This window comes from Stenotrophomonas sp. AN71, from assembly GCF_050435725.1.
Classification (GTDB): domain Bacteria; phylum Pseudomonadota; class Gammaproteobacteria; order Xanthomonadales; family Xanthomonadaceae; genus Stenotrophomonas.
The window spans coordinates 803,789-817,366 of sequence record NZ_JBNDKU010000001.1; the positions used below are offsets into that span (position 1 = coordinate 803,789).

A 13,578-nucleotide genomic window follows, 5' to 3' on the forward strand; every position below is an offset into this window, starting at 1 on the left:
ATGCCGATGACGGCAATAGCACGCAGGTTGCGTCGGATTGTCTTGGAGGTGGAACGATGCCAGGAGTGACCCCCAACATCATCCCGAAACCACGCATGCACATCGGTAGATGCCAACCATGCACCCGCTTCGGTAGGTGCCAACCTTGCATCCGCTTCGGTAGGTGCCAACCTTGGTTGGCACGAAAGCGCCGACCAAGGTCGGCATCCATCAATGCATTCCCCGGCCGGGTTCACCCACCCCGGCAGAACGCGGCGTAATCGATATACCCCGGGAACGGCACACCCGGCGCGCACACCGGGCACTGCGGGTCGGGCCGGATACCGGTCTCGCGGAAACGCATGCCCAGCGCATCGAAGCGCAGCAACCGCCCCACCAGCGGCTCGCCGATGCCCAGCAGCAGCTTCAGCACCTCGGTGGCCTGCAGCACGCCGGCCAACCCAGGCAGCACCCCCAGCACTCCCGCTTCGGAACAGTTCGGCGCGAACTCCGGCGGCGGCGGTTCCGGGAACAGGCAGCGGTAGCACGGCGCCACACCACGCTGGCGGCCGGCGTCGAACACGCTGACCTGGCCGTCAAAGCGCTCGATGGCGGCATACACCAACGGCTTGGCGTGCTTGATGCAGGCGTCGTTGAGCAGGTAGCGCAGCGGGAAGTTGTCCGACCCATCCAGCACCACATCCACTCCCTCCAGCAGCGCATCCACGTTTTCAGAGGTGACCCGCTCGGGCACCGCCTCGACCTCGATCGACGGGTTCAACGCCAGCAGCCGCTCGCGTGCGGAATCGACCTTGAACTGGCCGACGCTGGCTTCGGTATGCACGATCTGCCGGTGCAGGTTGCTGCGCTCCACGCGGTCGTGGTCGGCGAAGCGCAGGTGCCCTACCCCGGCGGCGGCCAGGTAGAAACCAGCCGGCGCGCCCAGCCCACCCGCGCCCAGCACCAGCACGCGTGATTGCTGCAGCCGGCGCTGGCCGGCCTCGCCCACCTGTGGCAGCAGCAGGTGGCGCGAATAGCGATCGTAGAAGTCGCGGTCGGCAGCACTGGCCAGCGGCTGCACCAGCGGCAGCGACTGCTCGCGCCAGGCCACGGTGCCGCCCGTCACGGAAGCGACGTGGGTGTAGCCGGCCTCCAGCAGGAACTGCGCGGCGTCGGCCGAGCGCTTGCCGCTCTGGCAGATCAGCAGGATTTCCTGGTCGTGCCGCGGCAGATGCGCGGTCGGGTCGGCCAGCAGCTCGCCCTTGGCCACGCCGCGCGCGCCCTCGGCCATTCCGCCGGCCCGTTCGTGCGCCTCGCGCACATCGATCAGCACCGCGCCATGGGCCAGGCGCTCGCGTGCCTGCGCGGGGGAAAGCTCTTGGATGCTCATGGCCGCATTATCACGCAGGCCGCTCTGCCTTGCCTTGATCAATGCCCGGCGCTACCCGGACTACCCGCGCCCGCCGTGCTGTTCCTGAAGAAGACCGATCAGCGCTTTCAGCCCGGGCGGCACATGCCGATGGCCCGGGTAGTACAGCGAGAGGCCAGGAAATTCAGGACACCAGTCCTCAAGCAGCCGCAGTAGGCGGCCATCGGCCAACGGCTCCAGTGCCAGATGCTCGGGAACGAAGGCGATGCCGATACCTTCAATGGCCGCGTCGACCATCAACGGCTGGTCCGTCAGCGTGATCGGCCCCGAGACGTTCACCCGCTCGGTGGTGCCTTGATGCTCGAACTCCCACCGGTAGATCGCCCCACTTTCAAAGCGGAAACGGATGCAGTCGTGCTGATGCAGATCCAGCGGCCGCAGTGGCCGCCCACGCGCCTGCAGGTACGCCGGCGAGGCAACCGCCGCGAAGCGCATGGGGGTGGTCACTGCAATCGCGACCATGTCCTGGGGTACGGCTTCGGTCAGGCGGATACCCGCATCGAAACCCTCCAAAACGATATCGCCCAACCGGCCGTCACTGACAATGTCCAGGTGGACCTGCGGGTACTGGCGCAGGAACCGCGCAAGCACCGGTTTCAGCACGAGCCGTATGGCGCCTTCACTGGCGTTGATGCGGACCGTGCCACGCGGCGTGCCCGCTTCGGTATCCACGGACTGCAGGGCCTCCTCGATCGAGGCCATGGCCGGCCGCAGTCTTTCCGCCAGGCGCTCCCCGGCATCGGTCAGCGAGACGCTGCGCGTGGTGCGATTGAACAGGCGCGCACCCAGCCGCTGCTCGAGCGCCTTGATCGCATGGCTGATCGCCGACGGCGTGATGTTCAGCTCTGCCGCCGCGCTGCGGAAGCTCCGATGCGCCGCCACCGCCAGGAACGCGGTGAAGGCGGTCAGATCCCCTCCGCTCATTTGTTGAATACGGCTCACCATATCGTGAAATATTGAAGCGATTGTCTTGATAGTCAACCGATTCTACGCTCCGGGTTGTCCGCGGGCACACGCCCTCGGCGCTCACCCACCGGGACAGGATCAAGACGATGAAGACGATGAAAGCGGTTGTGATGACCGGGCCGAATGCGCCGTGGCAGGTCCAGGACGTGCCGATGCCCGTGATCGAACCGGGCCAGGTACTGGTCAAGGTCCACGCGTCGGGCATGTGCTACACGGACGTGTGGGCAACCCAGGGTTATGGCGGCGACATCTACCCGCAGACACCGGGGCATGAAGTGGTCGGCGAGGTCGTGGAAGTGGGCGCCGGCGTGCACACGCGGCGGGTAGGTGATCGCGTGGGCACCTCATGGGTCCAATCCGCGTGCGGGCGGTGCCCCTACTGCCGCGAGAGCCGCCCCTTGTCCGGGCAGACCGCGATGAACTGCGATGCACCCCGCACCACTGGCTTCGCCGCGCAGGGTGGACACGCACAGTACATCGCCATCTCCGCCGAAGGCACGGTACTGCTGCCTGACGGCCTCTCCTACGTGGACGCCGCGCCGATGATGTGTGCCGGTTACACCACCTGGAGCGGGTTGCGCGATGCGGCGCCCCAGCCACGGGAGAAGATCGCGGTACTGGGTATCGGTGGACTGGGCCATGTCGCCCTGCAGCTGTCCAAGGCCTGTGGGTTCGAGACCATCGCCATCACCCATTCCGCAGACAAGCATGCGCTCGCCCAGCAGCTGGGCGCCGACAAGGTCGTGGCCAATGGCAAGGAGTTGAAGGCCATCGGCGGCGCCGACGTGCTGCTGGTGACCACCAATGAATTCAGCTCGGCCGAAGAAGCGATGACCGGCCTGCGTGTCGACGGGCGCGTTGTGCTGTGCGGCCTGGACTTCAGCCAGCCCTTCTCGATCTCATCCGAAGGCGTGCCGTTCCACATGATGCGCCAGCGCGTGATCGGCGCCACCCATGGTGGCCAGCACTACCTCAGCGAAGTGCTGCAGCTTGCCGCCGCCGGCAAGGTGAAGCCGATGGTCGAGACCTTTGATCTGGAGCAGGCGACCGAGGCGTATGACCGCCTGTCGTCAGGAAGGATGAGGTTCCGCGGCGTGCTGTTGCCGTGGGGCCACGCCTGAGGAAGGCGGCCGCCCATGCACCGCAACGAAAAAGGCGGCCCTCAGGCCGCCTTTCTCTGCATCACTTGCCCTTGACGTGCTTCATCAAGCGCCGCTTGGCCTTGACCTGCCGCTCGGTGAGGACGTTCTTCTTGCCCTCGTACGGGTTGGCGCCCTCGCGGAAGATGAAGCTCACCGGCGTACCCACCAGCTTGAAGCGCTTGCGGAAGAAGTTCTCCAGGTAGCGCTTGTACGATTCCTGCAGCTCCTTCAAGCGCGTGCCGTGCACGATGAAGGTCGGCGGGTTTGCCCCGGCCGGATGCACGTAACGCAGCTTGGAGACATGGCCGCGGATGGTCGGCGGCGGGTTGGTCTCGTACGCCACTTCCAGCGCCTTGTTCACTTCGCTGGTGGTGAAGGTCTTGTTCGCCGATTCGTGCGCGCGGTGCACGGCACGGAACAACTCGCGCAGGCCCGAGCCATGCTTGGCCGAGATGCGCACCGACTCGGCCCACGGCACGAAGCCCAGCCGCAGCGACAACATGGTTTCAGCCTGCTCGCGCTGGTACTCGGTCAGGCCATCCCACTTGTTGATGGCGATCACCAGCGCGCGGCCGGCATCGAGCACGGCACCGAGCACGGTGGCGTCCTGGTCGGTCACGCCTTCGGTGGCGTCCAGCATCAGCACGGCCACCTGGCACTGCTCGATCGACTGCATGGTCTTGACCACCGAGAACTTCTCGACGACCTCGTCCACGCGCGAACGGCGACGCAGGCCAGCCGTATCGATCAGGCGGTATTCGCGGCCGTCACGCTCCAGGTCCACCGCGATCGAATCGCGGGTGGTGCCCGGCACGTCCGAAGCGATCATGCGCTCCTCGCCGAGGATGCGGTTGACCAGGGTCGACTTGCCCACGTTCGGGCGACCGACGAAGGCGATGCGGATGCGGTTCGGATCGTTGTCCAGTTCTTCGCCGCTGCCTTCTTCCGGCAGGCGCTGGACCACTTCCTCCAGCAGGTCGTCCAGGCCCTGGCGGTGGGCCGCCGACACGGTCAGCATCTCGCCGAAGCCGTAACGGGCGAACTCCGAACGCACGGTGTCCTCGTCGGTGCCGTCGATCTTGTTGATCAGCAGCAGCGTCGGGCGCGACAGCTTGCGCAGCCACGCCAGGATCTCGTCGTCCATCGCCGACGTACCCTCACGGGCATCGACCACGAACAGGATCAGATCGGCTTCGGCAGCGGCGGCGCGCGCCTGGCGCGTGGTAGCACCCGCCAGGCCTTCTTCCTCTTCCGCGATACCGCCGGTGTCGACGACGAGGAAATGATTGTCCTCGTCCAGACGGCAGACACCGTAGTTGCGGTCACGGGTGACGCCGGGCTGGTCATGAACCAGCGCGTCACGGGTGCGCGTAAGCGCATTGAAAATAGTCGACTTGCCGACATTCGGCCGTCCAACCAGGGCGACCAAAGGCAGCATCGCGATTACTCCAATTTAATTTGCCAACCGGAAGGCGGTCAGCTTGCCATCAACGTTCTGCACCAGCAGCACCCCATCGACGACGATTGGCTGGGCCAGAAGCGCATCACCGCCGCTCTTTGCCCGCGCCGCCAGCGCGCCGTCTGAAGCCTGCAGCCAATGCAGGTATCCCTTGTAATCACCGACCACCACGTAGTCGCCGTGCAGTGCCGGACCGGTCAGCGAACGACGGGCCAGTGCGGTCTGCGACCACATCGCGGCGCCGCTGGCCTTGTCCAGACCGAACACGCCGCCCTTGTTGTCGGTAACGAACACATTGCCGGACGACACCGCCACACCACCGGCACCGCCATGGTCGCGCGCCCACAGCGGGCGACCGGTCGGGCCTTCGATGGCCATGGTCTGGTTCTTGAAGCTGCTCACGAACAGCGTGTTGCCTTCGAGCACCGGGGCGCCGTCGACGTCGGCCATGCGCTCCAGCTCGGTGCGGCCTTCGCCGTTGCCGAGGTTCTGTTCCCAAAGCGTGCGGCCATCCTGCTGGGCCAGGGCCGCAACCGCGCCCTCGTCCTTGCCGATGAACAGCACGCCCGGACCGACCACCACCGGCGCATTGCCGCGCACGGTCAGCGCCGGCAGTTCGCTCGGGTTGAACCACTTCTGGGTGCCGTTGCCGCTGTCGAAGGCGGTAACACGGCCGTCATTGCTGCGCACGTAGACCATGCCCTGGGCAACGGCCGGCGCGGCGATGACTTCACCCGGAACCCGGGCGCGCCACTTTTCGCTGCCGTCGTTGATGTCCAGCGCGATGACCTGGCCGTCCAGCGTGCCGATCACCACCAGGTTCTCACCGACACCCGGGCCGCCGGACAGGCGCAGCTTGGCCTTCTTCTTTTCCTTCTTCGGCTCCCAGGTCCAGACCTTCTTGCCGGTCTGCAGGTCGATGGCGTGCACGCCACCGGTGATCGCCGCAGCGAACACGTGGCCGTTGGCCACCGCCGGGCCCTGGCGCACGCCGATGCGGCGCTCGCCCTTGCCGAGGTTGACCGACCAGGCCTTGCTGACCTTCAGGGTCGGCTCGAACTTGACCAGCTCAGCCGGTTCCTGTGCCTTCTTCGCGGCCGCGTCCTTGCCAGCGAACCAGCCCTTCATGGTGCTGCAGCCGGTCAGGGCCATGCCCATCAGGAGCACGGTGGCGACGCGGGTGATCATGACCTTCTGACTCATCAAACCGACTCCGCAGGGGCGGCGACCGTGCCGCCGGCGTCCATAACCTTGGTTTCCAGCAGGCGCCGCTGCGGCGCTGCCACGTCCAGCGTCTTCAGCGCCTTCTCATACTGTGCACGGGCGTCATCGCGCTTGCCCTGCGCCATCAGCGCGTCGCCATGGATTTCCAGGCTGCTGCTGTCGGTGGCGTTGCCAAGCATCTTGATCGCCTCATCGCTCTTGCCGGTGGCCACCAACAGGCGGGCCACGCGCTGGTCGACCACCTGCTGCAGGTCGCCTTCGACCTTCACGCCACGCAGGATGGCCAGCGCTTCTTCGTTCTTGCCCGCGTCGACCTGGGCCTTGGCCAGCTGCAGCGCCGCGAGGTCGCCGTAGATGCTGGACGGGCCGGCTTCGAGCGCCTTGACCGCCTTGGCGGCATCGTCGAGCTGGTTCTTCTGCAGGCCGTCGAGCGCCTTCTGGTACTCGACATTGGCCGAGGCCAGCTTGCCCCCCTGATCCTTCTGGTACCACTGCCAGCCGGCAATGGCACCGATGGCGATGACCACGCCACCGAGGATGCTGGCGCCATTCTTCCGCAGCCAGCTGCGGACGCGTTCACTTTGTTCGTGCTCGTCGAGCAGATCGTCGATCGCCATGCGTACTCTCGCCCCGCCCATCGGGAGGGACCATTGGGATTAATCGAAGGTGGTGAAACCGCGCCTCAGTGCGAAACCGGGACTACGGAGCCTTCAGAGGATACCTGAAAGCGTGCCACGTTGGCTCGCTGGTAGGGGGTCAGATCGACGATAGCGCCGTTCTGCTGAACCTGGACCGCCGAGGCGTTGCCCAAGGTCACCCGGGCGACCTGGCCCGGCGTGAAGGTGCGCGTCTCGCCGGACTTGATCAGCGCCTTCTCGACGGTGCCGCCGTCCGGACCGCCGATGTCGACCCAGCTGTCACCACTGAACTGCATTTCAAGGGCATTACCCACGGCTGCCGCCGCAGGGGCCGGACGCGGCACCGGGGCCAGCGAGGCCACGTACGGCGTCGCCGCCGGCTTGCTGGCCGGGGCAGTTGCGGCATCGGCTGGCGCGGTCGTCTCGACGCCAGCTGCAGACGGGGTCACCGGCACGGCGGCCGGGATCACGTCCAGCGAGGCGGTGCTCGGCGACGGGGTCGCGCTGCCGTCGAAGTGGCCACGGGTGGCGAACCACACCGGCACGGCCAGCACCGCGGTGATGCCGACATACAGCACACGCCGGCCGAGGTTCTCGGCGATGCGGCGCGCACGCGGGGTATGGGTATGGCTGACCAGGGTGGGCGGAACCACCGGACCGACCTGGGCCTGCTCCAGCAGCTGGCTGACATCCACGTTCAGCAGGCGCGCATAGCTGCGCAGCTGGCCGCGCACGAATACCGGCGCACCCAGTTTCTGCCACTGCTCTTCTTCCAGCGACCTGACCACCTGCATCGGCATGCGCAGGCGCGAGCCGACCTCTTCGAGGGTCAGTCCGGCCGCCTCACGGGCCTGGCGCAGGCGGGTGCCGCAGCCGGCCACAGTCTCGAGAGCGCTCACAGTCTGGTCATCAATCACAATGCATCAACCCTGGAGTTAGGAGCCCGCTTCCTGCGGAAATTCCTGTCGAATGCGCTGCAGATAGCGATCAGATGCCGCCCGATCGCCCAGCCGCGCTTCGATTTGAGACGCAAGTTGTAACACGGAACGCGTTGCGGGTGCAGCCGCGATCCTCCGTTCGGCGAAGGCCCGGGCCTCCATGTAGCGGCCCTGGCGGAAGCTCAGCTGGGCCATGGACTCCAGCGCGACCGGGTTGGCCGGGGCCGCGACGAGGGCCGCACGCAGGTCGCGTTCGGCACGTTCGAGCTGGCCGGCATCCAGCGCGCAACTGCCGGCATTGGCCTGCGCTTCGCCCGGGGTGGCATAGCCCGGCGCCTGCAGCGCCCGGTCGAACCAGGCCAGCGATTCTGCCGGTTGACCCTGCTGGCACAGCCAGGCTCCGTAGTTGTTGAGCACGTCGCCGCGCTGCGGTGCCCGCTCGGCGGCCTTGCGGAAGTTCTCGCCCGCCTCGCGGGTGCGGCCACGGCGGTCATCGATGCCGGCCTGCAGCACCAGCGCATCGGGGGCCTCGGGCGCCAGTTTCAGCGCCTCGCGCACCTTGCGCTCGGCGGCGTCGAGATTGCCGACCTGCATGTCACGCGTGGCCAGCGTGAGCAGATCGCGCCAACGCACTTCGCGTCGCACGCTTTCCGGATCACCCACCGAATAGACGGGCGCCTGGCTCGGGCCGAGCTTGGCCTTGGGATGGGATTTGCAGCCGCCGACCGTGATGGCCAGCGCGCCTGCGATCAGAACCAGCCAGAGGCGGTCAGGCCGCAGCATCGCTCCCCTTCCCTGCCTGCAGTGTCTTGTTGAACTCGGCCTGGCGGCGGGTGCGGTCCATCACCTGGCCCTTGAGCTGGCCACAGGCGGCGTCGATGTCGTCGCCACGGGTACGGCGCACCATCGTCAGCACGTTGCTGTCGAGCAGGATCTTCTGGAAGGCGCGGATATGCGCTTCTTCGGAACGCTCGTAGCGGGTACCCGGGAACGGGTTGAACGGGATCAGGTTGACCTTGCCCGAGTCCTTGGCCTGCACCGCGTTGTCGAACTGGCGCATCAGGCGGGCCAACTCGCGGGCATGCTCGGGCTTGTCGTTGATGCCCTTCATCAGGGTGTATTCGAAGGTCACCGATTCGCGGCGCTTGTTGGCGCGCAGGTAGCGTGCGCACGAAGCCATCAGCTCGGCGATCGGGTACTTCTTGTTGAGCGGCACCAGCGTCTCGCGCAGCGCATCGTTCGGCGCATGCAGCGACACCGCCAGCGACACGTCGCTTTCGGTCGACAGTCGATCGATCTGCGGGACCAGCCCTGAGGTCGAAAGCGTCACGCGCTTGTTGGCCAGGCCGTAGCCCAGGTCGTCGCGCATCACGCTCATGGCGCGCACGACGTTGTCGAAATTCATCAGCGGCTCGCCCATGCCCATCATCACCACATTGGTGAGGCGGCGCATCTGGTGCGGCACGTTGCCCAGGTGGCGAGCGGCCACCCACACCTGGCCGATGATCTCGGCGGTGGTCAGGTTGCGGTTGAAGCCCTGGGTGGCGGTGGAGCAGAACGTGCAGTTCAGGCCGCAACCGACCTGCGAGGACACGCACAGCGTGCCGCGGGTCTTGTCCGGGATGTACACGGTCTCGATGGCGTTCTTGCCATCCACGCCCATCGCCAGCAGCCACTTGTGAGTGCCGTCGGCGGAGGGCTTGTCGAAGATGATGTTCGGGACGAGGACCTCGGCATGCTCCTGCAGCTTGGCGCGCAGGACCTTGCCGAGGTCGGTCATCTCATCGAACTCGGTGACGTAGCGATGGTGGATCCACTTCATCACCTGATGGGCGCGGAATTTCTTCTCGCCGAGAACCTCGACGAAAAACTTCTCCAGGCCCGCGCGATCGAGGTCGAGCAGGTTCTGCTTGCCAGCCGTGGGTGCCGACTTCGGCAGCGGCTGGATGGCGATTTTCTGTACGACCTCGTTCACGGCATTACTCTCAGCGCGAGACGACTTCGGTGGCGGCGAAGAAGTAGGCGATTTCAATCGCGGCATTCTCGACCGAGTCCGAGCCGTGGGCGGCATTGGCATCGATGGATTCGGCGAAGTCGGCGCGGATGGTGCCCGCAGCGGCTTCCTTCGGGTTGGTGGCGCCCAGCAGGTCGCGGTGGGCCAGGACGGCGTTCTCGCCTTCCAGGGCCTGGATCATCACCGGGCCGGAGATCATGAACTCGACCAGCGCGTTGAAGAACGGACGCTCGCGGTGCACGGCGTAGAAGCCTTCGGCTTCACGGCGCGACAGCTGCTTGTACTTGGCGGCCACGATCTTCAGGCCGGCCTTCTCGAAGCGGGCATAGATTTCGCCGATGACGTTCTTGGCAACGGCGTCCGGCTTGACGATCGAAAGGGTGCGCTCCAGCGCCATGGGATGTCTCCAATGGAATCGGGCCGCTGATGGCCCGAAGGGTAACAAAAAAAAAGCCGCGTCGAAACGCGGGCTTAGCCTGATAAACGTGCGCGGATTGTAAGAGATCCCACTCAGTAGTGCCAGCCCATGGCTGGCAGGCCCCCTGCTGGGCGTTGCGGGTCCGGGGCTCCCATTCAGGAACGTGAGCTGCCAGCCATGGGCTGGCACTACTGAATCCCCTGTAACTGCCCCGCCATTTTTGCTGCACTGCAAAATGCCATACGCTACCGTCTGGTTCTAGTATCAAACAATCGTTTGATTAAGGTCCGCCCACCGATGGCCAAGCCCGCCCACTTCTCGACCAAGGACCGGATCCTCGGTGCCGCCGAGGAGCTGTTCGCCCAGCACGGCTTCGCCGGCACCTCGCTGCGCCAGGTCACCAGCCAGGCCGACGTCAACATCGCTGCGGTCAACTACCACTTCGGTTCCAAGGAAAACCTGGTCAACGAGGTGTTCCGCCGCCGCATGGACGAGATGACCGGGGCGCGCCTGACCCAGCTCGAGCGCGCCCGCGCCGAACACCCGGGCGAACTGCGCCCGGTGCTGGCCGCCTTCGTCGAACCGGCGCTGGCGCTGGCCCAGGACCGCCAGAACGGCGGCGCCTTCGTCCGCGTGATCGCCCGCGCCTACGCCGAAAAGAACGACAACCTGCGCAAGTTCCTGTCCGACCACTACGGCCACGTACTGCGCGCGTTCGGCAAGGCCATCGGCGAGTGCGTACCCGACCTTAGCAAGGAAGAGCTGTACTGGCGCCTGGACTTCCTTGCCGGCTCGCTCACCTATGCCATGGCCGACTTCGGGCTGATCAAGCGTCCCGCCGGTGTCACCGAAGCGGCGCATCGTGCCCATGCCGCCCACGAACTGATCCATTTCGCCGAAGCCGGGTTCCGCGCCGCCGCTCGCGCCAGCGCCCTACCCGCTTCCATTGATTCCACCCAGTAACTGCTGACCAACAAAGGCCCTACACCATGTCCAATTCCCTGCTAGTCCGCCGCGCCGCCGTGCTGGGTGCCGGCGTCATGGGTGCCCAGATCGCCGCCCACCTCACCAATGCCGGCGTCGACACTGTGCTGTTCGACCTGCCTGCCAAGGAAGGTCCGGCCGACGGCATCGTGCTGAAGGCGATCGCCAACCTGGGCAAGCTGAGCCCGGCGCCGCTGGCCAGCAAGTCGCTGGCCGAAGCCATCACCCCGGGCAATTACGAGACCAGCCTGGAGCAGCTGAAGGACTGCGACCTGATCATCGAGGCCATTGCCGAGCGCATGGACTGGAAGCAGGACCTGTACAAGAAGATCGCCCCGTTCGTGGCCGACCACGCGGTGCTGGCCTCCAATACCTCGGGCCTGGGCATCAACAAGCTGGCCGACGTGCTGCCCGAGCAGCTGCGCCACCGCTTCTGCGGCGTGCATTTCTTCAACCCGCCGCGCTACATGCACCTGGCCGAGCTGATCCCGGCCACCACCACCGATGCCGCCGTGCTGGAAGGCCTGGAGGAATTCCTGGTCACCACCCTGGGCAAGGGTGTGGTGTACGCCAAGGACACCCCGAATTTCATCGGCAACCGCATCGGCGTGTTCTCGATCCTGTCCACCATCCACCACACCCAGCAGTTCGGCCTGGGCTTCGATGAAGTGGACGGCCTGACCGGCCCGCTGGTCGGCCGCCCGAAGTCGGCCACCTACCGCACCTCCGACGTGGTCGGCCTGGACACCATGGCCCACGTCATCATGACCATGGGCGACACCCTGCCGAACGACCCGTGGCATGAATTCTTCAAGTCGCCGAAGTGGCTGGACGCGCTGATTGCCAAGGGCGCGCTCGGCCAGAAGACCGGCGCCGGCATCTTCCGCAAGGTCGGCAAGGACATCGTGGTGCTCGACCTGGAAAAGCAGGACTACCGCCCGGCTGACCGCGCCGCCGCACCGGAAGTGGTCGAGATCCTGAAGATCAAAAACCCGGCCGAGAAGTTCGCCAAGCTGCGCGAGAGCCAGCACCCGCAGGCGCAGTTCCTGTGGGCGACCTTCCGCGACCTGTTCCACTACAGCGCCTACCACCTGGCCGACATCGCCGAGACCGCGCGCGACGTCGACCTGGCCATCCGCTGGGGCTATGGCTGGTCGCTGGGCCCGTTCGAAACCTGGCAGGCCGCCGGCTGGAAGCAGGTGGCACAGTGGATCGCCGATGACATCGTCGCCGACAAGAGCATGAGCAATGCCCCGTTGCCGGATTGGGTGTTCGATGGCCGCGACGGCGTGCATGCCGCCGAGGGCAGCTACAGCCCGTCGCGCAACGCCAAGCTGCCGCGCTCGTCGCTGCCGGTGTACCAGCGCCAGCGTTTCCCGGATCCGCTGCTGGGCGAAAAGTTCGCGCCGGGCGAGACCGTGTTCGAGAACGATGGCCTGCGCATGTGGCATGACGGTGATGGCATCGCCGTGGTCAGCTTCAAGACCAAGATGAACACCGTGTCCGACCAGGTGCTCGATGGCCTGCAGGAATGCGTCAGCCGCGCCGAGAAGGACTTCCAGGGCCTGGTGATCTGGCAGCAGAAGGAACCCTTCTCCGCCGGTGCCGATCTGGCCGGCGCGCTGGGCCTGCTGCAAGCCGGCAAGGTCGACCAGTTCGAAGAAATGGTCGCCAACTTCCAGCGCACCAGCCAGCGCATCAAGTACTCGCTGGTACCGGTGGTGGCGGCCGTTCGTGGCCTGGCCCTGGGCGGCGGTTGCGAGTTCCAGATGCACAGCGCCAAGACCGTGGCCTTCCTGGAAAGCTACATTGGCCTGGTCGAGGCCGGCGTCGGCCTGCTGCCGGCCGGTGGCGGCCTGAAGGAACTGGCCGTACGCGCCTCGCAGGCCGCAGGCCCGGGCGGTGATGTGTTCGCCGAACTGAAGAAGACCTTCGAGACCGTGGCGATGGCCAAGGTGTCCAACTCGGCGGTCAACGCCCAGGAACTGGGCCTGCTGCGCAGCACCGACAAGGTCGTGTTCAACAGCTACGAAGCGCTGTACATCGCCAAGGCCGAAGCGCGTGCACTGGCCGAAGCGGGCTACCGTCCGCCGCTGCCGGCGCGCCGTATCCAGGTGGCCGGTGACGTGGGCATCGCCACGTTCAAGATGATGCTGGTCAACATGCTCGAAGGCCGCTTCATCAGCCCCTACGACTACGAGATCGCCGAGCGCATCGCCACCGTGCTGTGCGGCGGCAAGGTCGACCGCGGCACTCTGGTGGACGAAGAGTGGCTGCTGACCCTGGAGCGCAAGCATTTCGTTGAACTGGCCCAGCAGGAAAAGACCCAGGCCCGCATCGCGCACATGCTGAAGACCGGCAAGCCGCTGCGGAACTGATTGCCCCTC

Annotated in this window: 12 protein-coding genes; 3 read left to right on the forward strand and 9 right to left on the reverse strand. The window is 66.2% G+C overall.

Annotation, left to right across the window (positions count from 1 at the left end; all coding sequences use genetic code 11):
* Positions 1–232: 232 nt before the first annotated feature.
* Both moeB and ABH900_RS03495 read right to left on the reverse strand, forming a co-directional pair.
* Positions 233–1,369, reverse strand: a complete 1,137-nt coding sequence (gene moeB, locus ABH900_RS03490; RefSeq protein WP_429621302.1) for a molybdopterin-synthase adenylyltransferase MoeB — start codon at positions 1,367–1,369, stop codon at positions 233–235.
* 60 nt (positions 1,370–1,429) lie between these two features.
* The gene (locus ABH900_RS03495) at positions 1,430–2,353 is read right to left on the reverse strand and encodes a LysR family transcriptional regulator (RefSeq protein ID WP_429621431.1); all 924 of its coding nucleotides are present in this window, start codon (positions 2,351–2,353) and stop codon (positions 1,430–1,432) included.
* A 107-nt stretch (positions 2,354–2,460) separates the two neighbouring features.
* Here ABH900_RS03495 and ABH900_RS03500 point away from each other — a divergent pair, with 107 nt between their 5' ends.
* Complete coding sequence (locus ABH900_RS03500; RefSeq protein ID WP_429621304.1) at positions 2,461–3,495, forward strand: alcohol dehydrogenase catalytic domain-containing protein; 1,035 nt, start codon at positions 2,461–2,463, stop codon at positions 3,493–3,495.
* Positions 3,496–3,556: 61 nt separating this feature from the next.
* On the opposite strand, the gene der is transcribed toward ABH900_RS03500, so the two are convergent.
* From der to ndk, 7 genes are all read right to left on the reverse strand, one after another.
* On the reverse strand, positions 3,557–4,954 hold the full coding sequence (gene der, locus ABH900_RS03505; RefSeq protein WP_429621306.1) for a ribosome biogenesis GTPase Der: 1,398 nt from the start codon (positions 4,952–4,954) through the stop codon (positions 3,557–3,559).
* A 15-nt stretch (positions 4,955–4,969) separates the two neighbouring features.
* Positions 4,970–6,178, reverse strand: coding sequence for an outer membrane protein assembly factor BamB (bamB, locus tag ABH900_RS03510; RefSeq protein WP_429621308.1), 1,209 nt, complete (start codon positions 6,176–6,178; stop codon positions 4,970–4,972).
* A complete protein-coding gene (locus ABH900_RS03515; RefSeq protein WP_429621310.1) occupies positions 6,178–6,816 on the reverse strand; it encodes a YfgM family protein in 639 nt (212 codons plus the stop codon). The genes bamB and ABH900_RS03515 overlap by 1 nt, the downstream gene beginning before the upstream one ends.
* 65 nt (positions 6,817–6,881) lie before the next feature.
* Entirely contained in the window at positions 6,882–7,754 is an 873-nt protein-coding gene (locus ABH900_RS03520; protein WP_429621312.1) for a helix-turn-helix domain-containing protein, read from the reverse strand.
* 18 nt (positions 7,755–7,772) lie between these two features.
* Positions 7,773–8,558, reverse strand: coding sequence for a type IV pilus biogenesis/stability protein PilW (gene pilW, locus ABH900_RS03525; protein ID WP_429621314.1), 786 nt, complete (start codon positions 8,556–8,558; stop codon positions 7,773–7,775).
* Entirely contained in the window at positions 8,545–9,750 is a 1,206-nt protein-coding gene (gene rlmN, locus ABH900_RS03530; protein ID WP_429621316.1) for a 23S rRNA (adenine(2503)-C(2))-methyltransferase RlmN, read from the reverse strand. The genes pilW and rlmN overlap by 14 nt, the downstream gene beginning before the upstream one ends.
* Before the next feature lie 10 nt (positions 9,751–9,760).
* Positions 9,761–10,186: a nucleoside-diphosphate kinase gene (gene ndk / locus ABH900_RS03535; protein ID WP_429621318.1), complete on the reverse strand. Its 426-nt coding sequence runs from the start codon at positions 10,184–10,186 to the stop codon at positions 9,761–9,763.
* A 318-nt stretch (positions 10,187–10,504) separates the two neighbouring features.
* Between ndk and ABH900_RS03540 the strand changes: the two genes are divergently transcribed.
* Both ABH900_RS03540 and ABH900_RS03545 read left to right on the forward strand, forming a co-directional pair.
* On the forward strand, positions 10,505–11,170 hold the full coding sequence (locus ABH900_RS03540; protein ID WP_429621320.1) for a TetR/AcrR family transcriptional regulator: 666 nt from the start codon (positions 10,505–10,507) through the stop codon (positions 11,168–11,170).
* Between the two features lie 26 nt (positions 11,171–11,196).
* Positions 11,197–13,569, forward strand: a complete 2,373-nt coding sequence (locus ABH900_RS03545; RefSeq protein WP_429621322.1) for a 3-hydroxyacyl-CoA dehydrogenase/enoyl-CoA hydratase family protein — start codon at positions 11,197–11,199, stop codon at positions 13,567–13,569.
* Positions 13,570–13,578: the final 9 nt, after the last annotated feature.